Origin of the sequence: Shimia fortis, assembly GCF_040225985.1 — a bacterium.
Taxonomy (GTDB): Bacteria; Pseudomonadota; Alphaproteobacteria; order Rhodobacterales; family Rhodobacteraceae; genus Shimia.
In genome coordinates this window covers 36,915-63,792 of the sequence record NZ_JBBPEU010000004.1, presented here as the reverse complement: position 1 = coordinate 63,792, position 26,878 = coordinate 36,915, and the positions used below count along the sequence as shown (strand labels likewise).

Genomic DNA, 26,878 nt, shown 5'->3' with positions numbered 1-26,878 from the left:
TCTGACTCCCTCAGAACTGGCCAACGGGCCGGAGTGGTGAATGGGCAATGGCGCCTGCCTTTGTCATGCGGCGACCTCGAAAAAACGACCAGCAGGCCCGAGGTTCACGACACGGGTGGCCCCGATCTTTCCCTCTTCGCCCCAGCAATCATGCACATGACCGCAGACAGCCAATTTGGGTTGAAGGCGCTGGATGGCCTCGCGGATCGCGGTGGATCCGACGGACAGACCTGTCGACGTGCGGTCCGCAATCCCTTTGGGCGGGGAATGGGTGACAAAGATATCCGCGCCCGCGCACCCCGCCAACGCCTCTGCGGCCTGCGCCTCGGTCAGGTCACAGGACCAATTGCCAAAAGGCGTGACCGGCACGCCATATCCAAGGCCGAACAAGGTTACCCCGTCAATCATGACGCCCCCGCCATGCAGCACATGCCAGCCTTCGGGCGCGGCATCGCGCAGTTCCGCCTCGCTTTCGCAGTTTCCGGGCACGGCCACGACCGGCGCAGTTAGCCCGGCCAGAAGGTCTAGCGCCTTGTCCAGCCCGCGCCGCGCGTTGCAGAAATCGCCAGCGGCCAGCACCAGATCGACATTCCTGCTTTCACGAACCAGACGCCCGGCAGCGGCGGCGTTCAAATGCAGGTCGGAAAAAGCTAGCAGCTTCATGCCAGATCCCGCAGCTTGGCCTGAAGGCTCAGCAGATCGGCCCAGGCCTCGCGTTTGGCGTGGGGTTGCCGCAACAGATAGGCGGGGTGGAACATCGGCAGGGTCGGTTTGCCGAAACTTTCCTGCCAGTTTCCCCGCAAGCGGGTGATCCCCTTGCGGCCCAGCACCGCCTGACACGAAATATTGCCCATCAGGATGATCACGTCCGGCGCGACGATTTCCACATGCCTTTGCAGAAACGGCTTGAGCATCTCAATTTCCTCGGGCTTTGGATCACGGTTCTGCGGCGGGCGCCACGGCAACACGTTGGTAATATAGATCGACTGCGCCGAGAGGGGCGCCGCACGACCCATGTCGATGGCGTCGAACATCCGGTCCAGCAACTGCCCTGCACGCCCCACGAAGGGTTTGCCAATTCGGTCTTCGTCGCGACCCGGAGCCTCTCCGATGATCATCACCCGCGCCGCCGGATTGCCATCGGCAAACACCAGATTGCGCGCGCCACGTTTCAGCGCGCAATGTTCGAACGCCGCCATGGCCTGTTGCAAACCGTCCAGATCCTTGCAGGCAGCCGCGGCCTTGCGGGCGATCTCGACCGGATCGGCTTTCGGCGCGGTCACGGGGGCCTCGGGCGCGGCGACGGGCTTGGGGGTTTCGACCTTTTCAGGGATCTCGTACCGGTTCAGCGGCGCGTCCAGCATCGCCTCGGTCGCGCCAAGGTCGACCTGCCAGTCCAGAAGGGCAAACGCCGTGTGATAATCCAGTGCCGATTCCATGCGCAAAAGCTATCCTGCGTGATGGTCGAAGGAAAGCAGTCCCCGCAGATCCCGGAATTTTCTTGAGAAAAAAGCAAAACCCCTCAAGACTTGTAACATAATATTCGGAGGGACAGATTTGGTTAGGTTGTTTTCAGCACGGTCGCGCCGTGCCTCTATATGGCTGTGCGCCCTATTCCTGTGTGCTATTGCGTTTCACGCCGCGCCGGTCCAAGCGCAGGACGGCGCGATCTGGAAACGTCTGACCACCCTTGCAGACAGCTTTGCGCCCCTTGCAGAATCCGAAGCTATAGAGGCCGACGCAGCTGCCCCTCTTGACCCCGACGACCAGTGGGCAAACCTGCGTCGCGCCGTGCCCCCCAGCCCTGCAGAAGACGTGCTCGAGGTAGAACCGGCTCCGCTCCACCAGACTGACATTGCCAGCCTGCTGCCCCCGATTCTGCCGCCCGAGAACGGCAACCCGCTCATTCCCGCATCCGATGGCGGCTATCACTATGACTGCCCACCGGGATACGGCTATTGCGGGGGCGGCACCTATTGTTGTCCCTCCGGATGGCGCTGTGCGCAGGACCGTGAATTCTGTATTCCGCCCGGACACAGCTATTGCGGCCGCGGGCGCAGTTGTGCGTCGGGCACGAAGTGTTCTTCCGGCGGGGGCTGCATCCCGCGCAGTTCGGTAGATTGCGGGTCATATTACTGCCCCTCGGGCACCTATTGCCTGCAAGGTAGACGCTGTTCAGCCCCCGGCTCGACCCAGTGCCGCGACGGCGGTATCTGTGGCCCCAACCAAAAATGCGCCTCAACGGGGGGCTGTATCGCCAAGCAGACCATAGATTGCGGCAACGGATCTTACTGCAACCCCGGCGTCTATTGCATGCCCGGGGGCGGTTGCTCGCAGCCCGGTGCGACGCGTTGCAACACCGGCAGCATCTGCAACCCCGGCACCAAGTGCCTGTCCGGCGGCGGCTGCAGGCCCGCCAACTCGGATGATTGCGGTAATGGCCAGTTCTGCAAGGACGGACGGCTTTGCATCGGTAATGGCAAATGTTCAGCCCCCGGTGCAAAACGCTGCCCGTCGGGCGATGTTTGCAACCCGTCACAGGATTGTTCACGCGGTGCGAAATGCATCCCAAAGGGGGCAACCGATTGCGGATATGGCAAATCCTGCCCCAAGGGATCATATTGCCTGTCGGGCGGAAAATGCTCGGAGATTGGCGCTGTCAAATGCAAGAACGGGTCGATCTGCCCTTCGAATACGATCTGCCTGCCCAACAACAAATGTTCGCCCAAGGGGCACAAACTCTGTGAGGGCGGCACGTCCTGTCCCAAGGACACGATCTGCCTGAAAGGGGGCAAGTGCTCAGAACCCGGCGCCAAGGTGTGTGACAACAACGTGGCCTGTCCGCCGGACCGCACCTGTATCCCCGGCGGCGGGTGCGCGCCCAAGGGGCACAAGGTCTGCAAATCCGGCCACACCTGCCCGAAGGACACGATCTGTATGAAGGGCGGGAAATGCTCGGAACCGGGATCGACCCTTTGCAAGGACAACAAGGTCTGTGGCCCCGGCAAAACCTGTCACCCGGACGGCGGATGCGTGCCGGAAGGTCACAAGGTTTGTTCCTCGGGCCATACCTGCCCGAAAGACACGATCTGCCTCAAGAACGGCAAGTGTTCCGAACCGGGGTCGACGCTCTGTGAAGACAACAGGGTCTGCGGGCCGGGCAAGCTGTGCCTGCCGGGTGGCGGCTGTTCCGAGGTTGGGGCGGTACAGTGCAAAAGCGGCGTGGTCTGCCCGCCAGACACCATCTGCCTCAAGGGGGGGCGCTGCTCCGAACGGGGGGCAACCCTGTGCGAAGACAACACGGTCTGCGATCCGGGCGAGTTGTGCCTGCCCGGCGGTGGGTGTTCCGAAAAAGGCGCGGTGCAGTGTTCGAATGGCACGGTCTGCCCGAAAGACAGCTTCTGCCTCAAGGGCGGGCGGTGTTCAGAGGTGGGCGCGGTGGCCTGCGACGATGGTGGCATCTGCCCGCCCGACACGCTTTGCCTCGCCGATGGGAAATGTTCGAAACCGGGCATGCAGCAGTGCCCCTCGGGACATATCTGTCCCAAGGACACGATTTGCCTGACTGGCGGGAAATGTTCAGATGCAGGGGCTTTCCGGTGCGGGGATGGCTATATCTGTGACGCCACCGACATCTGCTCTGAGGATGGGCATTGCTATCCCGAAGGCAAAACTTATTGCGGTGATGGCTATTATTGCGATGCCGACAAGGTCTGCACCCCGCGTAACACCTGCGTGGCCCCAGAGGAATAGGGGCCGCCAGACCGGGACAGCAAGTCATTGGACGGGACCGGCACGGGGGCCACTGCACCCCGCTTGCCCCGCGCGCGCGCGCTTCCTATAAGCAGGGCAGATCAGCCACGGAGTGACGGCCCATGACCTTCCGCCAAAAGCACCTTCTCGGGATCGAACCCCTGCACCCGACCGAGATCACCACGCTTCTGGACCTCGCCGACCAATATGTCGATCTGAACCGTCGCGAACAGAAACATGCCGATGCGCTGACTGGGCTGACCCAGATCAATATGTTCTTCGAGAACTCGACCCGCACTCAGGCCTCGTTCGAACTGGCCGGGAAACGGCTTGGCGCGGACGTCATGAACATGGCGATGCAGGCCAGTTCGATCAAAAAGGGCGAAACCCTGATTGATACAGCGATGACCCTGAACGCGATGCACCCGGACCTTCTGGTCGTGCGCCACCCGCATTCGGGGGCGGTCGATCTTTTGTCGCAAAAGGTGAACTGCGCCGTGCTGAACGCTGGTGACGGCAAACACGAACACCCGACACAGGCCCTTCTGGATGCGCTGACCATCCGCCGCGCCAAGGGCAGGCTGCACCGTCTGAACATTGCCATTTGCGGCGATGTCGCCCACAGCCGCGTGGCACGGTCGAACCTGATCCTCTTGGGCAAGATGGAAAACCGCGTGCGTCTTGTCGGCCCGCCGACGCTGGTGCCTGCGCAATTCGCTGAATTCGGAGCCGAGATCTACGAGGACATGAACGAAGGCCTGAAAGACGTCGATGTCGTCATGATGCTGCGCCTTCAGAAAGAACGCATGGATGGCGGATTTATCCCGTCAGAACGAGAATATTATCACCGCTACGGTCTGGACGCCGAAAAGCTGGCCAATGCCAAACCCGACGCTATCGTCATGCACCCGGGACCGATGAACCGGGGCGTGGAAATAGATGGCGAAATCGCCGATGACATCAACCGTTCGGTCATTCAGGAGCAGGTGCAAATGGGTGTGGCCGTGCGCATGGCCGCGATGGACCTTCTGGCGCGCAACCTAAGGGCCGAACGCAGCGCCGCCCAAACGGTCGAGGCTTGACAGGATGGAAGACCCCAAAGACCCCAAGATGAGCGGACGCGTCGCCACAGTGGCCCTGCTCGTGATGTTTGCCATGGTCGGCCTGATGATCTGGATCGCAGGATAGCGCGATGAAGGTCTCGGAACAGGAACGCGGTTTGATCCGCATTTTCTCGATCGACCCCGAGGCCGAACCACCGCTCATGTCCGTCGAACCGGACTGGACCGCCGATCCCCATGATCCGCCTTGGCCCCTGCGTGATGCACTTGGGGCAAAATACCTCGACTCGGATTTCATCGAACTGTTTGATGTCGCTGATCTGGGTGAAATGGGCCTGTCCGGATATCTTGTCGAAGGGCTTGGCGTCGATGCCAGTGCGCTCAAGGAGGACCGACAGCAGCTTGATGCCCTCAAGGGCCATGTGCTGATCGTGCTGTCATCGGCGTTTGGTGGCTTTGCCCAGACCCTCGCGCCCCGCGCGCCCCTGCGTTGGGTCGGCACCTATTTCGAGGATCGCCCGCCGGTGGTCTATGCCCCCCTGCCCAGCGAGTCGGCCAAAGGCCCTGTCGCCCCCCCAAAAAACACACCGTCCGCGCCTTCGGGCAATCCGCATCTGATGGTTCTTCTGGCCATCATCGCACTTCCGGTGCTGCTGGCGGTACTCGCGCTGCTGGCCTTCCTGTTTTTGCGATGACGCCGGACGATGCCTCTCTTCAGGCGCCGGGCGCGATTCAGTATCGCACTGGTGAACGTCTGCTGGCAGACTGGCGGCCGGAATTCGGGCTGTTTGCAGGGAAACTACTGCTGGTCGCCGGGCTGACCCTTCTGATGTTCGGCCCACTGATCGTGACCTACAGTTTCTGGGCGTGGCTGGTCAGCGCGCTCGGGTCTCTGGTCATTTACGTGTTCCTGTTCGACGACCACCTTGAATGGATCCGCCGTCGCGATGATGTCTGGCTTTTGACCGATCAGCGCCTGATCTTCGCAAATTCCGACGCAGAAAACAGCCCCGCCTATATCGAGCTAGCCGAGATCACGCGCATCCGGCGCTGGATGTGGTGGGCGGTGCATCTGCGGCTGGACAACGGCATGACGGTGCAGTTGAAATATCTGCCCAACAGCAAACATATCCAAAGCAGCATCAGGTCTGCGCGCGATGCGCGGACACCCCCCTTTCCCACGTGACCGGAGACCGCAAAATGGCCCCCAACTTGACCCCGGACAGCCCCCTCAATGACGGCGAAGAGGTTCTGACCTCGTTCCGTGCCGACCGTGCCACCTATATCCGCACCAATGCGTGGATGGCCGTGTTCGCCATGGCAGGTGGCATGCTGATCCTCTACCTGCTGGGCAACCCCTATGTCTGGACCGGCGCCGTGGGCGGCCTGGCCGCGGTCGTGATCCGGGGCTGGTACATGATGAGCGAGGAACTCTCGGTCCGCTGGGATCTGACCAACCAGCGCCTCTTGGGTCCGATGGGCCGCGCGATCCGGTTGGGCGAGATCAAGCAGTTGAACAAGCTGGGCAGCGTGGTGCAGGTCGTCACCAGCAGCGGCGACAAACACCTGCTGAAATATCAGCCCGACGTGGCCGGAACCATTCGCCAGATCCAGTCGGCCCAGGTCGGGGGGCGCGGGTGAACGACGGCTGGGACGGCATCCTTGACGCGGACGAGCGTATTCTCTGGCAGGGACGTCCCGACGGCGACCTTGTGCTGGACCCGGCCAACCTTGTCAGCCTGATCTTCGGCCTGTTTTTCGCGGGCTTCGCCCTGTTCTGGATGGTCATGGCCGCACAAGGCGGCGGGGCCTTCTGGATGTTCGGTTTGCTGCATTTCTGCGTTGGGTTGCTGATCGCGCTGGGGCCGATCTTTGGTGGCGCCTTCATCCGCCGCCGCACATGGTACACGCTGACCGACCGCCGCGCCTTCGTGGCGACGAAACTTCCGGTCAAGGGCAAAACGCTGGACAGCTATCCGATTGACTCGGACACACGGATTTCCTTTGACGACACCACCCTGTCCACCATCCATTTCGCACACGGGCGGCGCTATGTCGGGGCCCACCGAAGGATCGGGCCGATCGGCTTTGAACGCATTGCCGACGGGCGCGAGGTTTACCGGATGATCCGCGACATCCAGAAAAACACCCGCGACCATGCTTAGGCTTTACGACCGCGCGAAAATCACGGATACGCAAAGCCAAGGATCCGACTGTCGCACACTCGAGAGGCCCCCCGCATGACAACGCTGTTCACCAATGCCCGCCTGATCAATCCCGCCAGCGGCGAAGAGGGCCCCGGCTGGCTGTTGGTTGAGGGGACCAACATTCGCGCCACCGGTCGGGACGCGCCTGCCCCTATGGCGGATACGGTGATCGACTGTGGCGGCAAGTGCCTTGCCCCCGGCATCGTCGATATCGGCGTGAAAGTGTGTGAACCGGGCGAACGCCACAAGGAATCATACAAAACCGCGGGCATTGCAGCGGCAGCGGGTGGCGTCACCACGATGGTCACGCGCCCCGACACCACCCCCGCCATCGACAGCCCCGAAACACTTGAATTTGTCACCCGTCGGGCGAACGAGGCCGCGCCGGTCAATGTCGTGCCAATGGCCGCCCTGACCAAGGGGCGTGAAGGGCGCGAGATGACCGAGATCGGGTTCCTTATGGACGCAGGCGCGATTGCCTTCACCGATTGCGATCATGTGGTCGCGGACACCAAGGTTCTGGCCCGCGCCATGACCTATGCCCGCAGCCTCGGCGCGCTGGTGATTGCCCATCCGCAGGAACCGATCCTATCCAGCGGGGCCGCCGCCACCGGGGGCAAATTCGCCGCCCTGCGCGGGCTCCCCGCCGTGTCGCCCATGGCCGAACGCATGGGGCTGGATCGAGATATCGCGATGGTCGAAATGACCGGCGTGAAATATCACGCAGACCAGATCACCTGCGCCCGTGCCCTGCCCGCGCTGGAACGGGCCAAGGCCAACGGGTTCGACGTCACGGCAGGCACATCGATCCACCACCTGACGCTGAACGAACTGGACGTGGCCGATTACCGGACCTTCTTCAAAATCAAGCCGCCCCTGCGTGCCGAAGAGGATCGCCTTGCCATCATCGAAGCGGTGAAGACCGGCCTGATCGACATTATCTCGTCAATGCATACGCCGCAGGACGAAGAATCCAAACGCCTGCCCTTTGAAGAGGCCGCAAGCGGCGCCGTGGCGCTGGAAACCCTGTTGCCCGCCGCGATGCAGCTTTATCACAACGGGTACCTGACCCTACCCGACCTGTTCCGCGCCATGTCTCTGAACCCCGCTCGGCGTCTAGGCCTGCCGAACGGGCGTCTTGACGCCGGTGCACCGGCAGATCTGGTCCTGTTTGACCCCGATGCGCCCTTCGTGATGGACCGTTTCGCCCTGAAATCGAAATCCAAGAACACGCCGTTTGACGGTCAACGCATGCAGGGTAAGGTGTTGGCAACCTATGTCGCCGGCCAAGCCGTCTATCGGAGAGACTGATGCCCGAAATCACCCACACGTTGCCGGTCCTGCTGATCTGGGCGGCGCTTGGCTATCTTCTTGGTTCGATCCCGTTCGGCATGGTCATCACCAAGGTGATGGGTCTTGGCAATCTGCGCAACATCGGATCGGGCAATATCGGCGCCACCAATGTTCTGCGCACAGGCAACAAACCCGCCGCCGCGGCAACGCTGATCCTTGATGGTGGCAAGGGGGCCGTTGCGGTCCTGATCGCGCGCGCCCTCGCTGGGGAAGACGCGGCACAAGTTGCTGGTTTCATGGCCTTTCTCGGACATTGCTATCCCGTCTGGCTGGGCTTCAAGGGCGGCAAGGGCGTTGCGACCTTCCTCGGGCTGATCCTCGCACTGGCCTGGCCGGTCGGGATTGCCTGCTGCCTGACATGGCTGGCCACCGCCGCCGTGTCGCGCATTTCCTCGCTGTCGGCCCTGATCGCGGCCAGCACCTCGACCTTCTGGATGCTGTTCCTCGGATATGGGTCGTCCATCGTGATGGGGGCGGCGATCACCTTGTTGGTGTTCTGGCGCCACCGCGACAACATCAAGCGTCTGCGCGCCGGTACCGAACCCCGCATCGGCAAGAAAACCTGACCCTGGCGTGCCCCTGATTGGCGCAGATTGCGCCACAGTCCTGCCCGGTTTTTCCGACATCCTGTGACTCGTTATTTCGAGTTTCGGAGATTTGTCATGATGAACCCCCTCGCAGCTGCTGAATCCGTCCTTTTCAAAGCGTTCAATTTTTCCGGACGCGCGCCCCGATCGGAATACTGGTGGTGGGGCCTGATCCACTTCGTGGTGATGAGCGGTCTGGTCTGGACCGATATCCGTGTTCTTCTGGTGGCCGAGACCGCGACCGCCACCGATATCGGCTATAGCTCGGCCATTTTCACCCTGCTGATGTTCATTCCGAACCTGTCTGTCACGGTGCGCCGCCTGCATGACAGTGGCCGGTCGGGGTTCTGGTACTTCATCGTGATGGTCCCAATTGTCGGCCCGCTCTGGTTCCTGTTCCTGCTTTGCCTGCCATCCGAGCAAAACGACAACATCTATGGCCCGCCCTATCGCAACAGCGGCAAGTGGGAAGGCCAATCCACCGGCAAACCCGACCCGATGCAGGGCTATGCCGCGCTGGACCGTCTCAAGGCGCAACCCACCCCCGAGATGATGCAAGCCCGCAAGCAAGAGATCCACGACTATTACAGGTCGCGCGTCCTGCAACGCCCGTCCTGACAGGGCACTCCTCTAAAACGATCAAGGGCGCCAACCGGCGCCCTCTTCGCATCAATAACTGAAATCGGCGTAGATCTTCGTCAGATCGCCATTCCAGTCGCCGTGGTAATGCTCCAGCAATTCATCCGCAGGTACCTTGCCGGTTTCGACGCTTTCCTTGAGGGCGCTCAGGAAATGGGTCTCGTCCGGCACCAGCCCGCCTGCCCCTTCGCGGCCACGGGCCACAAGACCCGCCTCGGAAATCTTCAGCACCTCGCGCGCCAGATCGTGCATTTTGATATCCCCGACCACGGCTTGCAAACCAGCCTCGGACGCGGTGACGCGCAGCGCCTCGCGGGTCTCGGCATCCCAGCCCTTGACCAGATCCCACGCCGCATCCAGTGCGCCTTGGTCATAGGTCAGCCCGACCCAGAACGCCGGCAAGGCGCACAGGCGGCGCCACGGGCCACCATCGGCACCGCGCATTTCCATATATTTCTTGATCCGGGCCTCGGGGAAGGCGGTGGTCAGGTGGTCGGCCCAATCACTGAGCGTCGGGGTTTCACCGGGCAGCGCAGGCAGTTCGCCTTTCAGGAAATCGCGGAAGGACTGACCCAGCGCGTTGATATATTTGCCATCGCGATAGACAAAATACATCGGCACATCAAGCGCATATTCGGCATAGCGTTCAAACCCGAACCCATCCTCGAACACGAAAGGCAACATGCCGGTGCGCGCGTCATCTAGCGACCGCCAGATCCGGCTGCGCCAGCTTTTGTGGTTGTTCACCTTTCCTTCGAAGAAGGGCGAGTTTGCAAACAGCGCCGTCGCCACCGGCTGCAACGCCAGCGCCACGCGCAGTTTCTGCACCATGTCGGCCTCGGAGCCAAAGTCGATATTCACCTGAACGGTGCAGGTCCGGCGCATCATGGCGCGGCCCATCGTGCCGACCTCTTCCATGTAATCATTCATCAGGCGATAGCGCCCCTTAGGCATGAGCGGCATTTCCTCATGCGTCCAGATCGGGGCCGCGCCAAGCCCGATGAAACCAACGCCGATCTCGTCAGCGATATCCTTCACTTCACGCAGGTGTTCGTTCACCTCGTCACAGGTCTGGTGGATATTGTCCAAGGGCGCGCCCGACAATTCCAGCGCCCCGCCCGGTTCCAGCGAGACATTCGCGCCGTCCTTTTCCAGCCCGATCAGCTTGTCCGCTTCCAGAACGGGGCTCCAGCCATAGCGATCGCGCAACCCTTCCAGCACGGCCTGAATCGACCGCTTGCCCTCGTAAGGCAGCGGTTTCAGCGTGTCCTTGCAATAGCCAAACTTTTCGTGCTCGGTACCGATGCGCCAGTCTTCCTTGGGCTTGCAGCCGGATTCGAGATACTCGGCCAGTTGCGAGTGGTGTTCGATCGGCCCGCCGCCGGATTGAGGGATGGACATCGCTTTGTCTCCGATCCTGTTGGATGCGCATGTCTGGTCAGTGGTGATGCGAAACGCGCGTGGTGTCAATGCAGCCTTGCGGCCTGTTTTGACCAGATCACGACAGGGTGATCCGGTTTCGCCCGCAGCTGCGCCAGCATGTGCTCGGTGCGAATCCCCGGCAGGGCTGCAAAGGCATCGAACAACGCATCGGTGCCCTCGGCATTGACCGGAATGTGCAAAGGCGGCACGCCGGGCTGGCGCAAGACCCAGACCGGCGGCGTGCTGCGCGCATCCAGAGACAGTCCCGTCATCTCGTCAATCGCCACCGCGCCACCATCCAGCGGGCCGTAATAAGTGATCTCGCGCTCATCCACCTGCACCAGCCCCGGCCCGCCCTGTCGGCCCCGAAACCGCGCACGCTGAATGCCCGCGACCATCATGGCCCCACCTGCGATGGCGACCACGCCCCCGATCCACATCAAGAGACCGAACCCGGCGGCCCAATAAAGCCCCAAGATCAGCACTGCGCCCCCAACCAGCACTTCGCGCCAGTGGTACAGCGCCTTGCGGACCTCGGGCCGCACAAAGCTCATGCCGGATCTCCCAGCATGTGCGCCTCGGCCAGAAGGGCCACCCGATAATCGCCCGCGCGTGCGAACCCGATTTTCTCATAGGCCCGTGCCGCATCGGGCGTGGCTGCAAACAGGATCGCGCGGGTGATTCCGGCCTCGCGCAATTCGGTCAGATGGGCGGTTACAACCCGCCCCGCCAATCCCTGCCCGCGCAGATCGCGCGGCACGAACACCCCGCCGACCTGCACCGCACTGTCCGAACGGGCGTTGATCGCGGTCATGGCCACAGGTGCCCCATCGTCAAACAACAGCCGCACGCGCCCGCCCGTGATCGCAGCCTCGGCAAGGGCTTCTGGCGTCGTGCTGGCGGCAATCGGATTGTCCTCGGAATAGGCCGTAAACCAGTCTTGCAGCATGGCGCGGTCTGCCTCTTCAGGGGCACGGATTACGGCATCACTGTCAGACAGGGACTCAAGCGACAGCGCATAAAGTGGCTGCACCGTATTCGACTTCCACGCCTCGGGCGGCACGGACAAGGCCCCGAGAATGGTTGCAACCTGATCCGCCGCGCCGGTCATGCCGCGCAGCGTATAGCCTTTCAGAAGGTGGGCATAGGTCTGGGCTTCGGTATGGCCGATTCCCGGCAGCTGGCACATCAACAGCCCCCCGTTCGAAGCCCCGAACACTCCGGTGATCCCGTCGCCGGTTTCACGCAGGAAAAATGCAGTGCCACAAGGGTGTGTGCGGTTTTCGAGACCATGGGCTTCGAGGTTGCCAAGCAGGAACATCGAGGTTGCGATGTGCCGCTCAAGAAAGGCGACGATGGCGGGAATATCCTTGTCTTCGGCCTTGCGGATCATGTCCAGTCCCCCAGCGCCTGTTGCCAGACGGTCATCGCTGCCACCGCTGCCGTGTCGGCCCGCAAAATGCGCGGGCCCAGCGCCACGACATGCGCCTTGGGATGCGCGTGCAGCCGCGCGCGCTCAGCCTCGGAAAAGCCGCCTTCGGGGCCGATCAGGATGGCCCACTTCCCGCCGACAGACGCGCCAAGACGCTTGGCGCTGCCCACCTCGGCCTCGTCACAGAACATCAGTTGCCGGTCCTCGGGCCAGTCGGCCAGCACGCGGTCCAGCTTTTGCAGATCCGTAACCTCGGGCACGAAAGTACCGCCGCATTGCTCTGCCGCCTCGACCGCGTGGGCCTGCAAGCGATCCTGCCGGATTCGTTCGGAATTGGTGAACGCTGTCTGCACCGGCATGATCCGGGCCGCGCCCATCTCTGCGGCTTTCTCGACGATGAAATCCGTGCGCGCCTTTTTGATCGGGGCGAACAACAGCCACAGGTCCGGCGGCATTTGCAGGGGCTTGGTCTGCTCGTCACACACCAGTTCCCCGCCACGCTTGCCCGCCTGTGCCACCACACAGCGCCATTCACCGTCCTGTCCATTGAACAACAACACGGAATCCCCCACCCCCATGCGCATCACCCCGAACAGGTAATGCGCCTGGTCACGCTCAAGAGGAACCGTTTGCCCTTGGCCCAAAGGTTGCTCTACATACAGTCTGACTTTTGCCTGTTTCATGGACACCTACATATGGCCGACACGCCCACAACGCCAGAGCCTCAGGGGCAAGTTTCCGACGCCGTCAAGGGCAACTGGGTCGATCACATCGCCCCGCCCCCCAGCCGCCCCTATCTGCGCCTTTCGCGGGCGGACCGGCCCATCGGCACATGGCTGCTGTTACTGCCCTGCTGGATGGGACTGTTGCTGGCGATGCTGTCGGATGGCAGCTATGGCTGGTTCGATCTCTGGATCGCCATCGGCTGTGCGATCGGTGCCTTTGTCATGCGCGGGGCGGGCTGTACGTGGAATGACATCACAGACCGCGAGATCGACGGCCGGGTCGAACGCACCCGCTCGCGTCCGATTCCCTCGGGACAGGTCAGCACCAAGCAGGCCGTGGCGTGGATGGTCGCACAGGCCCTGATCGGTCTGGCCATCCTGTTGACCTTCAACAGCGCCGCGATCCTTCTGGGGGTGCTGTCGCTTCTGCCGGTTGCCGTCTATCCCTTTGCAAAACGCTTTACTTGGTGGCCGCAGGTGTTTCTGGGCATCGCGTTTAACTGGGGTGCGCTTCTGGCCTGGACCGCCCACACCGGCAGCCTTGGGCTGCCAGCGATCATCCTGTACCTCGCCGGGATTGCGTGGACGCTGTTCTATGACACGATCTATGCCCATCAGGATACTGAGGACGACGCCCTGATCGGGGTGAAATCCACCGCCCGCCTGTTTGCCGACAAAACCCCGCAATGGCTTCAGGCCTTCACCATTGCCACCGTGGCCCTGCTGGGGGTGGCGGTGGTGCTGTCCTGTCTTGACCGCAGCCCGCTGTCGCTGGTGGTGGCGCTGGCGGGGCCTTGGGCAATGGGCTGGCACATGCAGTGGCAGATGCGCAGGCTGGACATGGACGACAACCACCGCCTGATGATGCTGTTCCGTTCAAACCGGGATACCGGCCTGATCCCCTTGCTGTTTTTCGCCATCGCCTGCTTCCTGTGATTGCAGTCCGGGCGCGTGCGTCGTATCAAGCCGGAGCCCAATAGTATAAGACCGCTCGGAATGCGCCTGTCCTCTCTTCTCATATTCGGTTCGACCTTTACCTCTGCCGCGATCCTCAGCTTGGTTGCGGCCAGCTTTTCGGCAGACTGGATCGAAGAGAACTCGCGCCGTTCTGTTATGTATAACCTGCACCAGCAGGGCATGAGCTGGTCCAAGGTCCACACCGAGGGCCTGCGCGTGTTCATCACCGGCGTCGCCCCGACCGAGGCCGACCGTTTCAAGGCGATCTCGGCCGCCGGTCAGGTCGTGGATGCCGCCCGCGTGATCGACAACATGCAGGTCGAGGCCAGCGCCGAAATCGGCCCGCCTCGCTTTTCCGTCGAAATTCTGCGTAATGATTCCGGCATCCAACTGATCGGCCTGATTCCTGAAAACGCGAACCGCACCATGATCCGCGACAAGCTCGAGGATCTGGAGGGCGCCCCCGCGATCACCGATTTCCTTGAGGCCGCCACCTACGCGGCCCCCGAAGGCTGGGCGCCAGCGGTCAACTTTGCCCTGTCCGCGCTTGACCTTCTGCCCCGCGCCAAGATCTCGGTCGAGGCAGGGCGCGTCGCCGTCACCGCCACGAGCGATAGCCCGGCCCAGCGCCGCGAGCTGGAAAACGATTTGCGCCGCCGTGCTCCGGCCTCGGTCGAGGTGGTTTTGAACATCACTGCGCCGCGACCCGTCATCACACCGTTCACCCTGCGGTTCGTGATCGACGAAACCGGCCCGCGCTTCGATGCCTGCTCGGCCGAAAGCGCCGAATCGCGCAAACGCATTCTGGATTCCGCCATCGCCGCAGGTCTGGAAGGCCCGGCCACCTGCACCATCGGTCTGGGCGTGCCCACGCCGACATGGTCAGACGCGGCAGAAATCGCGATCAAGGGCCTGTCTACGCTGGGCGGCGGGTCGGTGACCTTTTCGGATGCCGATATCACCCTCATCGCCCAAAGCGGCACCGAACAGGCCCTGTTTGACCGCGTTGTGGGCGAAATGGAAACCTCGCTGCCCGATGTCTTCGCCCTGCATTCCACCCTGCCGGTCGAAATCGAAACCGAAAACACGATCCCGGAATTCACCGCAACACTCAGCCCAGAGGGCCTGTTGCAACTCCGTGGACGCCTGCAAAGCGACATCGCCCGCGACACAACCGAAAGCTATGCGCAAGCCCGCTTTGGCAGCGGCGCGACCCACATGGCTGCGCGTCTGGACGACACCCTGCCGATGACATGGTCGGTGCGCGTGATGGCGGGGCTTGATGCCCTGTCACACCTGCATAATGGCGTCTTGCGCGTAACCCCCGATACCCTATCGGTCAGCGGCACTACCGGCGACCCGGATGCCAATGCCGAGATTTCGCGCATTCTTGCCGAAAAACTCTCGCAGACCGACCATTTCAGTATTGATGTCTCTTACGTCGAAACACTGGACCCGATTGCGCAACTGCCAACCCCGGAGGAATGCGAGGCCGAGATCACCGCGATTGCCGAGGCGGAAAAGTTGGTGTTCGAACCGGGCTCGGGCACGCTGGATGCCAGCGCGGCCCCGATCATCGACAAGATTGCCGAGGTGCTGCGCGACTGTGGCCAGATCCGTCTGGAAATCCAGGGCCATACCGATAGCCAGGGCCGCGAAGAAATGAACCAGGCCCTGTCCCAAACGCGGGCCCAGTCGGTTCTGAACGCGCTGGCCGAACGCCGCCTCCTGACCTCGACCTTCACGGCTAAAGGCTATGGCGAAAGCCAGCCCATCGCCGACAACGATACCGAAGAAGGCCGCGAAGCCAATCGCCGGATCGCCTTTGTTCTGATCCGCCCCGAACCGGTCGCGGAAGAACCAACCACGCTCGAGGCGCAGGAAGCCAACTCCGAAACCGGTGAAGCGACCCCACAAAACACAGGTGACGGCGACGACAGTGGCGCCGGGGCACAGACCAGCCCCGAAGCGACCGAAGCCGCGCCAGACGCAGAAGAAGAAACCGTGGACGCCACCTCTGGGGCCGCAGATCCACAAGGCGAGACCGCCCCGCAAGAAGGCGACGCCACCGAGACTCAGGAGACCTCAGACGATGCAGCGAATTGAGTTTATCTTTGTGACAGCGGCCATCCTGTTCGTGGCTTTCTGCATGGGTTGGTTCGCGAACTGGCTCATTCACCGGTTCACCCGCGTGTCACAGGCGGATGTCGACCAGCTTGAACAAATGGGGCAGGAACTGCACGAGGCCGAGGAAACCCGCGACCAGGCGATTACCTACCTGCAACAGCGCGAGGCCGAACTGACCAACCAGCTGGCCCAGACCGAGGCCGAACTTTCGGCCGCGATGGAAGGCCTGCGTGATGCCCGCCACGAGGCGGAAGAACTGCGCAGCCAGCTTGAGCGCGCCGGACACTAAACCGGACACGAATCTGGGGCGCCGCCTACCACCGTTTGAGCGCATCCTCGTCGGCATCCTTGGCGGCGACCCATGCGCCGCCATCCGCGGTAAATTCCTGCTTCCAGAACGGCGCGCGGGATTTCAGGTAATCCATCAGGAATTCTGCCGCCTCGAACGCATCCACGCGGTGCGGCGCGGCAGTGGCCACCATCATGATCATGTCACCCGGGCGCAACGTGCCATACCGGTGAATCACCAGCGCATCGCCAAGCCCCCAGCGCATGGTGGCCTCTTCCGCGATCTTCTCAAGGGCTTTCTCGGTCATGCCGGGGTAATGCTCGATCACCATCCGGTCGAGATCATCCTCGGGCAAATCACGCACGATTCCGGTAAAGGTGACCACCGCGCCCATATCCTTGTGGCCGCTGGCAAAAGCCTGCGCCTCGGCCCCGAAATCGAAAGGGGCTTCCTGAACCAGAATCCGCATCGACCTCAGCCCCCGGTCATCGGCGGAAAGAACGCAACCTCGCGGGCCCCGTTCAGCGGAGCGTCGAAGTCTGTAAGTTCCTGATCCACCGCCACGCGCAACGCCGACAGGTCCGAAAAGGCCAGCGCATAGCGCTCTTCGCGTGCGCGCAACTCCTCGACCAGATCCATCACGGTCGCGGCACCGGTCTCAAGCTTTTCCTTCGGAAGCCCTATCCGTTCCCGGACCCACGCAAAATAGAGAACATCCAGTGTCATGCCATCAATCCTTCAGATGCGGGCGCGCCTTTAGGAAATAATCCACGCCCGTGATCCCCGTCAAAACCGCCGCCGCCCAAAGCAACACCATGCCGATCCAGCCGGTCCAGAACATGCCCTCGAATTTCCAGCGCAGCCCTTGGGTGTCGTCGACCTCGCCCAGCATGATCTGGTCTACCAGCGCCTGGTCCATGCCCCACGCTGACATACCAAGATAGTGTTCGAACATGCCCTGACCAAACAGGAAGGTGATCGCGACCATCTGGGTTGCGGTTTTCCACTTGGCCAGCTTGGTCACCTTGAGCGTGCCCGCCACATCCCCCAGAAACTCGCGCAACCCCGAAACAAACACCTCGCGGAACAGGATCACGGTGGCCGGCAACACCAGCCACGGCGTCCAGTGCTCATTGGAATAACCCACGATCACCATGAGTGCGATCACCACCATCGCCTTGTCGGCAATCGGGTCGATCATCGCGCCGATCTTGGTTTCCTGCCCCCAGGCCCGCGCCAGATAGCCGTCAAACCAGTCCGTCACCGAGGCCAAAATGAACAGACACAGCGCGAACCAGTCCGCGTAAGGCCGTTCGAAATACAGGAACATCACAGCCACCATCGGGGCCGCGACAAGTCGAAGAACGGAAAGGGCGTTCGGGATATTCCAGGTCATTCTGCTTACCTAACCTGTCTGCCGCGTCGGGGAAAGTTCCAAGTGAGGTAACCCCCTATACAACCCCCGCCAAAACCGCTACACGATCCCCTTCGCCCCGCACAGCATTGCAAGGGGCGCGGGGTCCCTGGTGATCCGCACCCGCCCCGCCCTTCTCGAACCGAAAGCCGCACTTGTGAAACAACCCCTCGCCGATGCCCTCGCGCATCGTGGATATGACGCCCTGACCCCCGTACAGGAAGCCGTCTCCGACCCCGAAATCGCAGGCCGCGACCTGCTTGTCTCGGCACAGACCGGATCGGGCAAAACCGTGGGCTTTGGCATTGCCATCGCCCCGACCGTTCTGGGCGAGTCCGACCGCCTCGACCGTCCCGGCGCGCCGCTGGCACTGATTATCGCCCCGACCCGTGAACTTGCCCTGCAAGTCAAAAGAGAATTCCAGTGGCTCTATGCTCAGGCAAGCGCGGTCATCGCGTCTTGTGTCGGGGGTATGGACATGCGCGACGAACGCCGCGCGCTGGACCGTGGCGCGCATGTTGTCGTGGCCACTCCGGGCCGCCTGCGCGATCACATCATGCGCGGCTCCATCGACCTCTCCGACATCCGCGCCGTCGTGCTGGACGAGGCCGATGAAATGCTCGACCTCGGCTTTCGTGAAGATCTCGAATTCATCCTTGGCGAGGCGCCTGAAACCCGCCAGACCCTGCTGTTCTCGGCCACTGTGCCTGCGGAAATTGCCAAGCTCGCCCAAAGCTACCAGCGCGACGCCCTGCGCATCCAGACCACCTCGACCGCGACCCAGCACGCCGATATCGCCTATCGCGCCATGCAGGTCTCGCCGCGCGACGGGGAAAACGCCATCATCAACGTACTGCGCTTCTACGAAGCGCCGAACGCCATCGTTTTCGCCAACACCCGCGCTATGGTAAACCGCCTGACCACCCGCCTCTCCAACCGCGGGTTCTCAGTCGTGTCGCTCTCCGGGGAACTGTCCCAGTCCGAGCGGACCCATGCCCTGCAGGCCATGCGCGACGGGCGCGCCCGCGTCTGTGTCGCCACAGATGTCGCGGCACGCGGCATCGATCTGCCCAATCTGGACCTCGTGGTCCATGCCGAACTGCCCAACAGCCATGAAACCCTGCTGCACCGCTCGGGTCGCACCGGGCGCGCCGGGCGCAAAGGCGTCAGCGCCCTGATTGTGCCCCCCAAGTCGCGCCGTAAGGCCGAACGCCTGTTGCGCAGCGCCAAACTCACCCCCGAATGGTGCGAGGCCCCCTCGGCGGATGCGGTCAACGCCCGTGACGAGGAAAGGATGCTGGCCGATGACGTCTGGACCGATCCCGTCACAGAAAGCGAGGCTGACACTGTCGCGCGCCTTCTGGACGGATTCACCCCCGAACAAATCGCCGCCGCCTATCTGAGAGCCTACAAGACCCGCCATTCCGCGCCCGAAGACCTTTCCACCCCGCAACAAGAGCGCCAGAAGCCCCGTCCGAAATCCGAATTCGGCGAAAGCGTCTGGTTCGCGATCGACGGCGGGCGCAACGCGGGTGCCGAACCCCGCCGCATCCTGCCGATGCTGTGCAAACAGGGCGGGCTGTCCAAGGACGACATCGGCGCCATCCGGATTCAGCCGGACCAGACCTTCGTCCAGATCCTGAAAGCCAGCGTGGACGGCTTCCTCTCCGAAATCGGCCCCGACATGACGGTCGAACACGGTGCCAGGCTGACCCAGCTGGACAAGGCCCCCGACCTGCCCGACACCCGCGCGCCGCGGGGCGGCAAGCCGGCCCATCGCAAATCCGGCGGCCCGCGCGATGGCAAACCGCCGCATCGCAAGGGCCCGAAACCCGACCCCTCGGACGCGCCGCGCCCGAAGCGCCCGCCCAAGCCCGAACAGACCCGCCCCGAAGGCGTCGTCACCCCGGCCAAACCGCGCCGCAAGGACAGCGACAAGCCCAAGGGGCCTCCGCCGCCCAAGGGCAAAGCCAACAGCAAGAAGAACAAGGCCCGTCGCGCCGCCGCCAAGGCCGCAGGCTCTGCCAAGGGGGGCCACAGCGTCCCGAAACGTCGGAAGTAATCCCGGCGCCCAGACTTTTTCTTGGCGCAAATACCTCGGGGGTCCGGGGGTGGAACCCCCGGGCGTCCCGCTAGCCCTTTTCGTGGAAATAGTCGTAGATCGTTTCCGCCAGCGCGCCTGAAATCCCGTCCACGGCCTTCAGGTCGGCAAGGTTTGCGCGGCTGACCGCCTTGGCCGAGCCGAAATGCGCCAGCAAAGCGCGTTTACGGGTCGCGCCCACACCCGGCACGTCATCCAGCGGGGTCGCGCCCACTGCCTTGGCCCGTTTCGCCCGATGCGTCCCAATCGCGAACCGGTGCGCCTCGTCCCGCATGCGCTGCACGAAATACAGCACCGGATCATTGCGGCGCAGCGCAAAGGGGCGTTGGCCCAGCCGGTGAAACTCTTCTTTTCCATGATCGCGGTCCACGCCCTTGGCGACCCCGACCATGGGGATATCCTCGACGCCATGTTCGCGCATGATCTCGGCCACGGCCGACACCTGCCCCGCGCCCCCGTCAATCAGCAAAAGGTCCGGCCACATCCCCTGCTCGCGCTCGGGATCTTCCTTGAGCAGCCGCTTGAAGCGCCGGGTCAGCACCTCTTTCATCATACCGAAATCATCGCCCGGGGTCAGGTCGTCGCCCTTGATGTTGAACTTGCGGTACTGGTTCTTCATGAACCCGTCCGGTCCCGCAACGATCATCGCGCCGACGGCGTTGGTGCCCTGGATGTGGCTGTTGTCGTAAACCTCGATCCGCTGCGGCGGGCCATCCAGATCAAATGCCTCGGCCACCCCTTTCAACAGTTTTGCCTGCGTCGCTGTTTCGCTCATCTTGCGGGCCAGGCTTTCGCGGGCATTGCGGGCCGCCCCCGCCACCAGTTCGGCCTTCTCACCGCGCTGCGGAACAAGGATTTCCACCTTACCGCCTCGCTTCTGGCCCAGCGCCTCGGCCATCAGGTCGACATTGTCGATCGGATGCGACAGGATCAACTGGCGCGGTGGCTCCTTGGTGTCATAGAACTGGCCAACAAAGGCCTCCAGAACTTCGCTCTCGTCGATATCCACGCCCACGCGCGGATAGAAATCGCGATTGCCCCAGTTTTGGTGCGCCCGGATAAAGAATACCTGCACACAGGCCTGTCCCTTCTCCAGATGCAGCGCGATCACATCCGCCTCGGCCACGCCGCGCGGGTTGATGCCCTGAGTCGTCTGCACCTGAGTCAGCGCCTTGATACGATCGCGCAGGGCGGCGGCGCGTTCAAACTCCATTGCCTCGGAGGCGGCCATCATCTGATCCGCCAGCGATTCCTGTATCTGGGTCGATCGCCCCGACAGAAACCTTTCAGCGTCCCGCACGCTCTCGGCATAGTCCGCCTTGCTGATCTTGCCCACGCAAGGCCCAGAACAGCGCTTGATCTGATACAGAAGACAGGGCCGCGTTCGGCTTTCGAACTGGGCATCCGAACAATTTCGCAGCAGGAACACTTTCTGCAACTGGCTGAGCACGCGGTTCACCGCGCCCGCACTGGCAAAGGGGCCGTAGTAGCTGCCCTTCTCTTTCTTGCTGCCGCGGTGCTTCTTGATTTGTGGAAAATCATGGGCGCGGCTGACCAGAATATTGGGAAAGCTTTTGTCATCGCGCAGCAGCACGTTGTATTTCGGCTTCAGCTGCTTGATGAGGTTCTGTTCCAGAAGCAGGGCCTCGGTCTCGGTCTGGGTCGTCAGGAACATCATCGACGCGGTTTCCGAGATCATCCGTGCGATCCGCCCCGAATGGCCCGCTGGGCGCGCATAATTCGACACCCGCGCCTTCAGGTTGCGCGCCTTGCCAACATAGAGAACCCGCGCCTGTTCATCCAGCATCCGGTAGACGCCGGGCGATCCGTCCAGCGTCTTGAGATAGGCCTGAATGCAGGCATGGCCGCGCTGCGGAGGAGTGTCGGTTCCAGTCGAATCAGTCATTGTTTAACGAGATATGATTCTTTGCCCGCCCCTGCAATCTTCACCCCGCCAACGCAAGGCCAAACCTGTCCACGGTTTCTGTGGATAAGTCTGCAGATAACTTTCCGGCATCGGGAATTTTCCCTTGTTTTTTACCTGCTTCCTTGAAGCGCCTAAAAAATAGGCAGATTTTCAAGCCATTGATTTCAAACAATAAAAATTTGCCCTCAGATCAAATCCTTGAAAACATTATATTTTTTGTAACGCTTATGTAACGGCTTCGTGAGACGTGCAAAACTTGCACGGGAAAGGCGATTTATTCCACGCCCAGCACGTCCGGTGTCTGCCATCCAAGATGCTGTCCGCCATCCACGCAAAGCAGCTGTCCGGTCACGCCTGGCGCGTCGAGAAAGTAGCCAAGCGCCGCCACGATGCCCTCGGGATCAGCGCCCCGTTGCAGCACGGTGTTGGCCCTTTGCGCGGCAAAATGGGCTTCGGTCTGGCGGGCACCGCGCAGCGTCGGCCCCGGCCCGATCGCGTTCACACGGATCGCCGGCGCCAGCCCCTGCGCCGCCGTCTGTGTCAGGGCCCACAGCCCCATCTTGGCAATCGTATAGGTCGAGAATTCGGGCGTCAGCTTGCGTACCCGCTGATCCAGCATGTTGATGACCAGCCCTGTCGCGCGCGGCTCTCCTTGTGCGTCGGTGTCGGGGCTCAGCCCCTGCGCCGCCATGTGCTGGATCAATGTATAGGGCGCACGCAGGTTGCTTTCGATATGCCGGTCCCAGCTTTCGCGGGTGGCAGTCTCGATGCGGTCATATTCGAAGATCGAGGCGTTGTTGACCAAACAGGTGATCCGCCCACCAAGCGCCTTGGCCGCGGCGGGCAAAAGAGCCTGCACCTCGTCCTCGATCAAAAGGTCCGCCTGCAGTGTAACCGCCTTGCGGCCCAGTGCGCGGATGTCCTCGGCTGTAGCCTCGGCAGCGACGGAAGAACTGGCATAATGCACCGCCACGTCGAACCCGCGTTCCGCCAGATAAAGCGCCATGGCACGGCCCAACCGCTTGCCTGCCCCGGTTACCAATGCCCGTGTCATGTATGCCCCCGTCAGTAAATGAACACTCCGACAACATAGAGCACATAGAGCAAGGTCAAGGCCACGCCCCAAACACGATTGATATCCTGCTTCAGGAACACGAACGGAATAATCAGCAGGGACGCCGCAAGCATCACCCAGAGATCCATGTCAAGGAACTCGGCAGACACCGGAATCGGATGCAACACCGCCGTGACCCCGATAATAGCCAGCAGGTTGAACATGTTCGACCCGATCACGTTGCCCAGCGCCACGTCGGCCTGTTTGCGCAGCGCCGCCATGGTGGTGGTTGCCAGTTCGGGCAGCGATGTGCCCAGTGCGACCAGTGTCAGGCCGATGGCCGTGTCACTCACGCCGAAATCGCTGGCGATGACTTCGGCCGCGTCAATCAGCAGGTCCGCCCCCAGCGGCAGCCCGACAAGGCCCAGCACAAGGAACACCGCAATTTTCCACCACGGCATGTCAGGATCGGCGCCCTCGGGCTCTTCCAGCTCTTCATCAAGCTCTTTGCCCTCGCGCCGGTGCTTCTGCGCATCGCGGATCGCATCGAACAGCATATAGGCCAACATTGCCAGCAGGATCAGGCCGCTGCCGAACCCGAAAAAACCACGGTGCGCCATGATGATGAACACAACCGTCGCAAAGATCATCTGCATATAGGATTTGCGCGTGTTGCAATGGCTGGTGTGCAGCACCGCCAGAATGGCCGGGAAACCCAGCACAAGCAGGATATTGGCCGTATTCGACCCGACCACATTGCCCAGCGCGATGCCCGGCACGCCCTTGAAAACCGCCTGGATCGAGATCAGCAGCTCGGGCGCCGAAGTGCCAAAGGCGACAATCGTAAGACTAACGATGAGGGCCGGAATGCCCAGCCGCAAGGCGACGTTGACCGCGCCGCGCACCAGTGAGTCCCCGGCCAGAAGCAGAATGCCCAAGCCCAGAAAGGCGAACAGCCACTCCATTGCTTACCCCTTTTTCTGGCAGGGACAGGGCCCCTTGCCGATCCTATACCGTCCGCATTTGCGACACTTGGCCGACTCGAGCCGTTTCTTGCCCGGATAGGTCAGCTTGCCGATCATGGCCAGGATTCCCATCCCGACCAGAAACAGAGTGACGATCTTGAAAATCACTTAAAGGCCAAAACGGGCATATTCAGCCCGCTCCTCCAGACCGCTCAGCGCGTCCTGCGCCAGCGTTGTCCCGAACCGTTGCCAGACCGGGCGACGGATGCCGTACCTGCGGAAGGTCACGTCCTTACCGAACTTCTCTTTCATGAACGGCACAAGATGGGCGATCCCGTCGATCAAGCCCATCTCTTGGGCCTGCTTACCGATCCAGACTTCGCCGGTGAACAGGTCCGGCGCGTTTTCGAGCTTGGCCCCGCGCCGCGTTTTCACGTGGTTGATGAAGTTGACATGGATCTGTTCCAGCATCCCCTTGAGGCGCTTCACGTCCTCGGGGTTTTCGGGGCGGAACGGATCCATCATGGATTTCGATTTGCCAGCGGTATGTACCCGGCGCTCAAGCCCCTGACGCGACAGGAACACATGCGCGCCGAACCCCGCAGAGATCACCCCGATCGACCCGACGACCGAGCTTTCATCGGCATAGATCTCGTCCGCCGCCGCCGCCAGCCAGTATCCGCCAGAGGCCGCGACGTCTTCGACAAAGGCAAAGACCGGTACTTCTTTCTCTTCCGCCAGCCGCCGGATGCGCGCCCCGATCAGGGACGATTGCACGGGGCTACCGCCGGGCGAGCTGATTTCCAGCGCGACCGCGTCGGGTTTTCCTTTTCTGAAGGCTTTTTCAAGAAGCGGGGCAAGCGCCCGGTCGTTCAGCGTACCCCTGCTGCCTGATGCGATCATGCCCTGCATGCGGACAATGGCGACCGTTGGCGGGGTCTTTGTAAAAGGGATCCAGCGTTTCATGAGTTCGGATGTAGAACCGACCCGCCGGACAAACAAGGTTTGACACGCGGGAAAGACGCGACGTGGCAGAAATATCCCGACTTTCCCGACGGCAGAGCGCGGCTCAGGACCGGATTCGCCAGCCGGTGCGGAAAATCCACCAAATTGCTGCCATGCAGAGACAAGTGAAGGTCGCAATTGCCAGCAAGCTCAGACCGATGGGCACATCGGCAATTCCGAAAAACGCCCAGCGGAATCCCGAAATCAGATACACCACCGGATTGAACAGGGTGATGCTCTGCCATACCGGCGGCAGCATCGAGATCGAATAGAACGATCCGCCCAGAAACACGAGCGGCGTCACCACCAGCAGGGGCACCAGTTGCAACTGTTCGAAGTTCTGCGCCCAGATGCCGATAATGAACCCGAACAACGAAAAGCTCAGACAGGTCAGCACAAGGAACGAGATCATCGCCACCGGATGCTGAATTTCCAGATCGACAAAAAAGGTCGCGGTGCCAAGGATCACCAAGCCAATGAACAGCGCCTTGGTCGCCGCTGCACCGACAAAGCCCATCACCACCTCAAGAAAGTTGATCGGCGCCGACAGGAGTTCATAGATCGTGCCGATGAATTTCGGGAAATATATCCCGAAGGACGCGTTTGAAATCGACTGCGTGATCACCGACAGCATCACCAGCCCCGGCACGATAAACGCCCCATAGCTGACGCCTTCAACCTCGTTGATGCGGCTGCCGATGGCGGCCCCGAACACCACGAAATAGAGCGATGTTGACAGAACCGGCGAGATAAAGCTCTGCGCCAGCGTACGGAAGAACCGCATCATTTCCACCTTGTAGATGGCCCAGATCGCCGCCCAGTTCATGCCGCGCCCTCCTTGACCAGCGAGACAAAGATTTCTTCCAGACTGCTTTCCTCGGTACGCAGATCGCGCAACACCAGCCCCGCCTCGGCGATATCGTTCAGCAATGCGGTGATCCCCGTGCGGTCGCCCCGCGTATCATAACTATAGTGCAGGGTCTGTCCGCCCGTATCCAGTTTCAGCCCGTATTTGCCCAGCATGTCGGGCACCGTCTCGATGGCGTCATGCAGGTCGATTTGCAGGTGTTTCTGGCCAAAGCGTTGCATCAGCGCCGCCTTCTCCTCGATCAACAGCAATTCACCCCGGTTGATGACCCCCACACGGTCGGCGATTGCCTCGGCCTCTTCGATGTAATGGGTCGTCAGGATGATCGTCACGCCCTGCGCCTTGAGATCGGCCACGATGTCCCACATGTCCTTGCGCAACTCCACGTCGACCCCGGCGGTGGGTTCGTCCAGAAACAGCACGCGCGGTTCATGGGCCAGCGCCTTGGCGATCAGCACGCGGCGCTTCATCCCACCCGACAATTCGCGGGTGCGGGCGTCTTTCTTGTCCCACAGCGAAAGCCTCTCTAGAAGGTCCTGCAAAAACGCATCATTGCGCGGCTTTCCGAACAATCCGCGCGAAAATTTCACCGTGTCGATCACCTTGGTAAACGGTTCGAGGTTGATCTCCTGCGGCACCAGCCCGATCTGCCGGCGCGCCTGGCGATAGTCCTTGACCACGTCATGCCCCGACACGCGCACAGACCCTGATCCGGGGTTGGTGATGCCACAGATGGTCGAGATCAGGGTGGTCTTGCCCGCACCGTTCGGCCCCAGCAACGCAAGGATCTCACCCTCTTCGATGGTCAGCGTCACGCCCTTGAGCGCCTCGAACCCGCCGTCATAGACCTTGCGCAGGTTGTCGATTTCCACGATGGCCGCCATGTCGCCCCCTTCTGTTCCCCGCGCAACATAGCATTGCTGGTCGGGGATCAAACGTCGATTTCCACAGGGTGTCCTGTGCGCCAGCGCACCCGCGTGGCCCGCCATACG

30 protein-coding genes are annotated in these 26,878 nt (G+C 62.0%); 13 read left to right on the top strand and 17 right to left on the bottom strand.

Annotation, left to right across the window (positions count from 1 at the left end):
* Positions 1 to 63: 63 nt before the first annotated feature.
* Complete coding sequence (locus WNE31_RS08225; RefSeq protein WP_349979252.1) at positions 64 to 663, bottom strand: metallophosphoesterase family protein; 600 nt, start codon at positions 661 to 663, stop codon at positions 64 to 66.
* Entirely contained in the window at positions 660 to 1,439 is a 780-nt protein-coding gene (locus WNE31_RS08220) for a uracil-DNA glycosylase (protein ID WP_349979251.1), read from the bottom strand. The genes WNE31_RS08225 and WNE31_RS08220 overlap by 4 nt, the downstream gene beginning before the upstream one ends.
* A 118-nt stretch (positions 1,440 to 1,557) precedes the next feature.
* On the opposite strand from WNE31_RS08220, the gene WNE31_RS08215 reads away from it, so the two are divergent.
* The 9 genes from WNE31_RS08215 (at position 1,558) to WNE31_RS08175 (ending at position 9,579) form a co-directional block, all read left to right on the top strand.
* Positions 1,558 to 3,753: a hypothetical protein gene (locus WNE31_RS08215; protein ID WP_349979250.1), complete on the top strand. Its 2,196-nt coding sequence runs from the start codon at positions 1,558 to 1,560 to the stop codon at positions 3,751 to 3,753.
* A gap of 122 nt (positions 3,754 to 3,875) precedes the next feature.
* Entirely contained in the window at positions 3,876 to 4,835 is a 960-nt protein-coding gene (locus WNE31_RS08210; RefSeq protein ID WP_349979249.1) for an aspartate carbamoyltransferase catalytic subunit, read from the top strand.
* A 110-nt stretch (positions 4,836 to 4,945) separates the two neighbouring features.
* Positions 4,946 to 5,509, top strand: a complete 564-nt coding sequence (locus WNE31_RS08205; protein WP_349979248.1) for a hypothetical protein — start codon at positions 4,946 to 4,948, stop codon at positions 5,507 to 5,509.
* Positions 5,506 to 6,000 carry a hypothetical protein gene (locus WNE31_RS08200; protein WP_349979247.1) on the top strand — a complete coding sequence of 165 codons (495 nt, stop codon included), beginning with the start codon at positions 5,506 to 5,508 and terminating at the stop codon, positions 5,998 to 6,000. The genes WNE31_RS08205 and WNE31_RS08200 overlap by 4 nt, the downstream gene beginning before the upstream one ends.
* A gap of 14 nt (positions 6,001 to 6,014) precedes the next feature.
* On the top strand, positions 6,015 to 6,455 hold the full coding sequence (locus WNE31_RS08195) for a hypothetical protein (RefSeq protein ID WP_349979246.1): 441 nt from the start codon (positions 6,015 to 6,017) through the stop codon (positions 6,453 to 6,455).
* Positions 6,452 to 6,979: an aspartate carbamoyltransferase catalytic subunit gene (locus tag WNE31_RS08190; RefSeq protein ID WP_349979245.1), complete on the top strand. Its 528-nt coding sequence runs from the start codon at positions 6,452 to 6,454 to the stop codon at positions 6,977 to 6,979. The genes WNE31_RS08195 and WNE31_RS08190 overlap by 4 nt, the downstream gene beginning before the upstream one ends.
* A gap of 75 nt (positions 6,980 to 7,054) precedes the next feature.
* Positions 7,055 to 8,332, top strand: a complete 1,278-nt coding sequence (gene pyrC, locus WNE31_RS08185) for a dihydroorotase (protein ID WP_349979244.1) — start codon at positions 7,055 to 7,057, stop codon at positions 8,330 to 8,332.
* Positions 8,332 to 8,940: a glycerol-3-phosphate 1-O-acyltransferase PlsY gene (gene plsY, locus WNE31_RS08180; RefSeq protein ID WP_349979243.1), complete on the top strand. Its 609-nt coding sequence runs from the start codon at positions 8,332 to 8,334 to the stop codon at positions 8,938 to 8,940. Before pyrC ends, plsY begins: the two co-directional genes overlap by 1 nt.
* A 96-nt stretch (positions 8,941 to 9,036) precedes the next feature.
* Positions 9,037 to 9,579 (top strand): DUF805 domain-containing protein, encoded by a 543-nt coding sequence (locus WNE31_RS08175; protein WP_349979242.1) that lies wholly within the window; start codon positions 9,037 to 9,039, stop codon positions 9,577 to 9,579.
* A 51-nt stretch (positions 9,580 to 9,630) separates the two neighbouring features.
* Here WNE31_RS08175 and WNE31_RS08170 read toward each other — a convergent pair whose 3' ends face one another.
* The 4 genes from WNE31_RS08170 to WNE31_RS08155 all read right to left on the bottom strand — a co-directional run bounded on the left by WNE31_RS08170 (position 9,631) and on the right by WNE31_RS08155 (position 13,137).
* Positions 9,631 to 11,001 (bottom strand): glutamate--cysteine ligase, encoded by a 1,371-nt coding sequence (locus WNE31_RS08170; RefSeq protein ID WP_349979241.1) that lies wholly within the window; start codon positions 10,999 to 11,001, stop codon positions 9,631 to 9,633.
* 65 nt (positions 11,002 to 11,066) lie between these two features.
* On the bottom strand, positions 11,067 to 11,576 hold the full coding sequence (locus WNE31_RS08165) for a hypothetical protein (RefSeq protein ID WP_349979240.1): 510 nt from the start codon (positions 11,574 to 11,576) through the stop codon (positions 11,067 to 11,069).
* Positions 11,573 to 12,415 (bottom strand): GNAT family N-acetyltransferase, encoded by an 843-nt coding sequence (locus WNE31_RS08160; protein WP_349979239.1) that lies wholly within the window; start codon positions 12,413 to 12,415, stop codon positions 11,573 to 11,575. Before WNE31_RS08160 ends, WNE31_RS08165 begins: the two co-directional genes overlap by 4 nt.
* A complete protein-coding gene (locus WNE31_RS08155; protein ID WP_349979238.1) occupies positions 12,412 to 13,137 on the bottom strand; it encodes a 16S rRNA (uracil(1498)-N(3))-methyltransferase in 726 nt (241 codons plus the stop codon). The genes WNE31_RS08160 and WNE31_RS08155 overlap by 4 nt, the downstream gene beginning before the upstream one ends.
* 12 nt (positions 13,138 to 13,149) lie before the next feature.
* Between WNE31_RS08155 and ubiA the strand changes: the two genes are divergently transcribed.
* From ubiA to WNE31_RS08140, 3 genes are read left to right on the top strand one after another with little or no spacing between them, the layout of a single operon-like run.
* A complete protein-coding gene (ubiA, locus tag WNE31_RS08150; RefSeq protein WP_349979237.1) occupies positions 13,150 to 14,115 on the top strand; it encodes a 4-hydroxybenzoate octaprenyltransferase in 966 nt (321 codons plus the stop codon).
* Positions 14,116 to 14,175: 60 nt separating this feature from the next.
* Positions 14,176 to 16,242 (top strand): OmpA family protein, encoded by a 2,067-nt coding sequence (locus tag WNE31_RS08145; RefSeq protein WP_349979236.1) that lies wholly within the window; start codon positions 14,176 to 14,178, stop codon positions 16,240 to 16,242.
* Positions 16,229 to 16,552: a hypothetical protein gene (locus WNE31_RS08140; RefSeq protein ID WP_349979235.1), complete on the top strand. Its 324-nt coding sequence runs from the start codon at positions 16,229 to 16,231 to the stop codon at positions 16,550 to 16,552. The genes WNE31_RS08145 and WNE31_RS08140 overlap by 14 nt, the downstream gene beginning before the upstream one ends.
* Before the next feature lie 25 nt (positions 16,553 to 16,577).
* On the opposite strand, the gene WNE31_RS08135 is transcribed toward WNE31_RS08140, so the two are convergent.
* From WNE31_RS08135 to pgsA, 3 genes are read right to left on the bottom strand one after another with little or no spacing between them, the layout of a single operon-like run.
* The gene (locus WNE31_RS08135; RefSeq protein ID WP_349979234.1) at positions 16,578 to 17,021 is read right to left on the bottom strand and encodes a molybdenum cofactor biosynthesis protein MoaE; all 444 of its coding nucleotides are present in this window, start codon (positions 17,019 to 17,021) and stop codon (positions 16,578 to 16,580) included.
* Between the two features lie 5 nt (positions 17,022 to 17,026).
* Positions 17,027 to 17,278, bottom strand: coding sequence for a molybdopterin converting factor subunit 1 (gene moaD, locus WNE31_RS08130; RefSeq protein ID WP_349979233.1), 252 nt, complete (start codon positions 17,276 to 17,278; stop codon positions 17,027 to 17,029).
* A 4-nt stretch (positions 17,279 to 17,282) separates the two neighbouring features.
* Positions 17,283 to 17,948 (bottom strand): CDP-diacylglycerol--glycerol-3-phosphate 3-phosphatidyltransferase, encoded by a 666-nt coding sequence (pgsA, locus tag WNE31_RS08125; RefSeq protein WP_349979232.1) that lies wholly within the window; start codon positions 17,946 to 17,948, stop codon positions 17,283 to 17,285.
* A gap of 130 nt (positions 17,949 to 18,078) precedes the next feature.
* Between pgsA and WNE31_RS08120 the strand changes: the two genes are divergently transcribed.
* Positions 18,079 to 20,028 carry a DEAD/DEAH box helicase gene (locus tag WNE31_RS08120; protein ID WP_463407424.1) on the top strand — a complete coding sequence of 650 codons (1,950 nt, stop codon included), beginning with the start codon at positions 18,079 to 18,081 and terminating at the stop codon, positions 20,026 to 20,028.
* A gap of 70 nt (positions 20,029 to 20,098) precedes the next feature.
* Here WNE31_RS08120 and uvrC read toward each other — a convergent pair whose 3' ends face one another.
* The 8 genes from uvrC to WNE31_RS08080 all read right to left on the bottom strand — a co-directional run bounded on the left by uvrC (position 20,099) and on the right by WNE31_RS08080 (position 26,770).
* Positions 20,099 to 21,973, bottom strand: a complete 1,875-nt coding sequence (gene uvrC / locus WNE31_RS08115; RefSeq protein ID WP_349979231.1) for an excinuclease ABC subunit UvrC — start codon at positions 21,971 to 21,973, stop codon at positions 20,099 to 20,101.
* 40 nt (positions 21,974 to 22,013) lie between these two features.
* Positions 22,014 to 22,166, bottom strand: coding sequence for a hypothetical protein (locus WNE31_RS08110; RefSeq protein WP_349979230.1), 153 nt, complete (start codon positions 22,164 to 22,166; stop codon positions 22,014 to 22,016).
* 102 nt (positions 22,167 to 22,268) lie between these two features.
* Positions 22,269 to 23,048 carry an SDR family oxidoreductase gene (locus WNE31_RS08105; RefSeq protein ID WP_349979229.1) on the bottom strand — a complete coding sequence of 260 codons (780 nt, stop codon included), beginning with the start codon at positions 23,046 to 23,048 and terminating at the stop codon, positions 22,269 to 22,271.
* Between the two features lie 11 nt (positions 23,049 to 23,059).
* A complete protein-coding gene (locus tag WNE31_RS08100; RefSeq protein WP_349979228.1) occupies positions 23,060 to 24,013 on the bottom strand; it encodes a calcium/sodium antiporter in 954 nt (317 codons plus the stop codon).
* Positions 24,014 to 24,016: 3 nt separating this feature from the next.
* A complete protein-coding gene (locus WNE31_RS08095; RefSeq protein ID WP_349979227.1) occupies positions 24,017 to 24,181 on the bottom strand; it encodes a hypothetical protein in 165 nt (54 codons plus the stop codon).
* Positions 24,182 to 24,979, bottom strand: a complete 798-nt coding sequence (locus tag WNE31_RS08090) for a S49 family peptidase (protein WP_349979226.1) — start codon at positions 24,977 to 24,979, stop codon at positions 24,182 to 24,184.
* Between the two features lie 103 nt (positions 24,980 to 25,082).
* Positions 25,083 to 25,844 (bottom strand): ABC transporter permease, encoded by a 762-nt coding sequence (locus tag WNE31_RS08085; protein ID WP_349979225.1) that lies wholly within the window; start codon positions 25,842 to 25,844, stop codon positions 25,083 to 25,085.
* Positions 25,841 to 26,770, bottom strand: coding sequence for an ABC transporter ATP-binding protein (locus WNE31_RS08080; RefSeq protein ID WP_349979224.1), 930 nt, complete (start codon positions 26,768 to 26,770; stop codon positions 25,841 to 25,843). Before WNE31_RS08080 ends, WNE31_RS08085 begins: the two co-directional genes overlap by 4 nt.
* Positions 26,771 to 26,878 lie beyond the last annotated feature (108 nt).

What these genes read in the sequence shown, in the direction of transcription:
- pgsA (WP_349979232.1), bottom strand. Translation starts at nt 17,948, where the DNA reads ATGACCTGGAATATCCCGAACGCCCTTTCCGTTCTTCGACTTGTCGCG.
- WNE31_RS08165 (WP_349979240.1), bottom strand. Translation starts at nt 11,576, where the DNA reads ATGAGCTTTGTGCGGCCCGAGGTCCGCAAGGCGCTGTACCACTGGCGC.
- ubiA (WP_349979237.1), top strand. Translation starts at nt 13,150, where the DNA reads ATGGCCGACACGCCCACAACGCCAGAGCCTCAGGGGCAAGTTTCCGAC.
- WNE31_RS08090 (WP_349979226.1), bottom strand. Translation starts at nt 24,979, where the DNA reads ATGAAACGCTGGATCCCTTTTACAAAGACCCCGCCAACGGTCGCCATT.
- WNE31_RS08195 (WP_349979246.1), top strand. Translation starts at nt 6,015, where the DNA reads ATGGCCCCCAACTTGACCCCGGACAGCCCCCTCAATGACGGCGAAGAG.
- WNE31_RS08210 (WP_349979249.1), top strand. Translation starts at nt 3,876, where the DNA reads ATGACCTTCCGCCAAAAGCACCTTCTCGGGATCGAACCCCTGCACCCG.
- WNE31_RS08220 (WP_349979251.1), bottom strand. Translation starts at nt 1,439, where the DNA reads ATGGAATCGGCACTGGATTATCACACGGCGTTTGCCCTTCTGGACTGG.
- WNE31_RS08135 (WP_349979234.1), bottom strand. Translation starts at nt 17,021, where the DNA reads ATGCGGATTCTGGTTCAGGAAGCCCCTTTCGATTTCGGGGCCGAGGCG.
- WNE31_RS08205 (WP_349979248.1), top strand. Translation starts at nt 4,946, where the DNA reads ATGAAGGTCTCGGAACAGGAACGCGGTTTGATCCGCATTTTCTCGATC.
- WNE31_RS08080 (WP_349979224.1), bottom strand. Translation starts at nt 26,770, where the DNA reads ATGGCGGCCATCGTGGAAATCGACAACCTGCGCAAGGTCTATGACGGC.
- WNE31_RS08155 (WP_349979238.1), bottom strand. Translation starts at nt 13,137, where the DNA reads ATGAAACAGGCAAAAGTCAGACTGTATGTAGAGCAACCTTTGGGCCAA.
- WNE31_RS08200 (WP_349979247.1), top strand. Translation starts at nt 5,506, where the DNA reads ATGACGCCGGACGATGCCTCTCTTCAGGCGCCGGGCGCGATTCAGTAT.
- plsY (WP_349979243.1), top strand. Translation starts at nt 8,332, where the DNA reads ATGCCCGAAATCACCCACACGTTGCCGGTCCTGCTGATCTGGGCGGCG.
- uvrC (WP_349979231.1), bottom strand. Translation starts at nt 21,973, where the DNA reads ATGACTGATTCGACTGGAACCGACACTCCTCCGCAGCGCGGCCATGCC.
- WNE31_RS08085 (WP_349979225.1), bottom strand. Translation starts at nt 25,844, where the DNA reads ATGAACTGGGCGGCGATCTGGGCCATCTACAAGGTGGAAATGATGCGG.
- WNE31_RS08170 (WP_349979241.1), bottom strand. Translation starts at nt 11,001, where the DNA reads ATGTCCATCCCTCAATCCGGCGGCGGGCCGATCGAACACCACTCGCAA.
- moaD (WP_349979233.1), bottom strand. Translation starts at nt 17,278, where the DNA reads ATGACACTGGATGTTCTCTATTTTGCGTGGGTCCGGGAACGGATAGGG.
- WNE31_RS08225 (WP_349979252.1), bottom strand. Translation starts at nt 663, where the DNA reads ATGAAGCTGCTAGCTTTTTCCGACCTGCATTTGAACGCCGCCGCTGCC.
- WNE31_RS08145 (WP_349979236.1), top strand. Translation starts at nt 14,176, where the DNA reads ATGCGCCTGTCCTCTCTTCTCATATTCGGTTCGACCTTTACCTCTGCC.
- pyrC (WP_349979244.1), top strand. Translation starts at nt 7,055, where the DNA reads ATGACAACGCTGTTCACCAATGCCCGCCTGATCAATCCCGCCAGCGGC.
- WNE31_RS08105 (WP_349979229.1), bottom strand. Translation starts at nt 23,048, where the DNA reads ATGACACGGGCATTGGTAACCGGGGCAGGCAAGCGGTTGGGCCGTGCC.
- WNE31_RS08140 (WP_349979235.1), top strand. Translation starts at nt 16,229, where the DNA reads ATGCAGCGAATTGAGTTTATCTTTGTGACAGCGGCCATCCTGTTCGTG.
- WNE31_RS08175 (WP_349979242.1), top strand. Translation starts at nt 9,037, where the DNA reads ATGATGAACCCCCTCGCAGCTGCTGAATCCGTCCTTTTCAAAGCGTTC.
- WNE31_RS08100 (WP_349979228.1), bottom strand. Translation starts at nt 24,013, where the DNA reads ATGGAGTGGCTGTTCGCCTTTCTGGGCTTGGGCATTCTGCTTCTGGCC.
- WNE31_RS08160 (WP_349979239.1), bottom strand. Translation starts at nt 12,415, where the DNA reads ATGATCCGCAAGGCCGAAGACAAGGATATTCCCGCCATCGTCGCCTTT.